The sequence below is a fragment of the Roseateles sp. P5_E11 genome, from assembly GCF_054049355.1.
The window spans coordinates 1-1,325 of sequence record NZ_JBFUMO010000980.1 but is presented as its reverse complement, the minus strand read 5'-3'; the positions used below and the strand labels follow the sequence as shown (position 1 = coordinate 1,325).

Annotated in this window: 1 protein-coding gene; it reads right to left on the bottom strand. The window is 65.3% G+C overall.

The genetic code is table 11. The features are described from left to right. Window positions 1–1,302: aminotransferase class V-fold PLP-dependent enzyme (locus ACXJKR_RS32680; protein WP_457326403.1), on the bottom strand; the 1,302-nt coding region annotated here is incomplete at its 3' end. Between the last annotated feature and the right edge of the window lie 23 nt (window positions 1,303–1,325).

Below are 1,325 nucleotides of genomic sequence, written 5' to 3'. Positions count from 1 at the left end.
CAGCAGGACATCAGGCAGGGCCGTGCGAAGCTCGGCCGCCGAGGACTCGTGGTCTCCATGGCTGTGCGTGTCGAGGATCGCGGCTACGCAAAGATCTTGGCATCGGATCCAGCGAGCCAGGTGTTCGGTGAGCTCTGGCAGAGGATCGATGACGACGCAGGTTCGGCTTGCGGGATCTGAAATGAGGTAGCAGCAAGCCCCCTCCACCACGTGGCGCGTGACCAGGTTGGTCGACGGGCAAGCCGTCTGTTGTACTGGCGTCAGACAGTTCGCCCTGAGAGCGGCACCGCATCGGCGGATCCGGGCGCAGGCCTCGCCGATTAGCTCGGCGCGGTCTGCGGCACCGAAGCTGAGTCGAACTGCCGCTTCAGACTGCGCGTCGGGCACGCCCATCGCCTTCAGGACATAGCTGGGCATTGCTTTCGAGGCGCCGCAAGCCGAGCCGCCACTGACCCGCAAGCCTGCTGCGTCGAAGAGGTCCAGGATCACCTTGGAGGGCACACCTGGCACGGAGAAGTTGATGGTCGTGGGCAGGCACAGTTCAGGGTCAGCGTTCCAGACCACCCCTGGGAAGGCCTCGGCCAGAGCGGCCATCAGGTCCGAGCGATAGCGCTCCAGAGTCGCGCGCTTGGCGAAGGTGGTTTCGTCCTCCAGCGCGCGGAGGACGGCGCCGAGCGCGGCAATTCCGGACATGTTCTCCGTGCCGGCCCGAAGTCCGCCCTCCTGACCGCCGCCGATCAGCAGTGGATCGAATGGAGCGCCTTCGCGCACATAGAGCATCCCGATGCCTTTGGGGGCGTAGAGCTTGTGGCCCGAGAAAGGTGCGTAGTCGATGCGGCGGCCCGACAGACGTAGCGGCATCTTTCCAAGGGCTTGCACGCCATCGACCATCCATAGGGCAGGACTGCCTTCAAGTGCTTGGGCAATCCCTTCGAGGTCGCTGACCACGCCCGTCTCGTTGTTTGCCGCCATCGTGCAAACCAGGCCAGTCCATGGCGCCTGCTCCTTGAGCCAGACCAGGTTGTGTCGGCCATCGCGATCGACGGGGATGGCTCGAACCGGCAGGTTGAGGCCGAGCATGGCGTTCCAGTGGCGCAGTGCCTCAGGCACAGCCTTGTGTTCCGTGGCGCCGTACAGCAGTTGAAGCGTCATTGGCTTGCCGCTTTCACGCTGGCGACGCAACCCGCCCAGCGCTGAAACGACGGCTGTCTGAATGCCCTCGGTCGCACCACTGGTGAAGAAGACCTCACCGCGATCGGCGCCCAGGATGCGGCGCGCCATGGCCCGCGTCTCATCCAGCAGCGCACGAGCCCGCAGGCCTGACC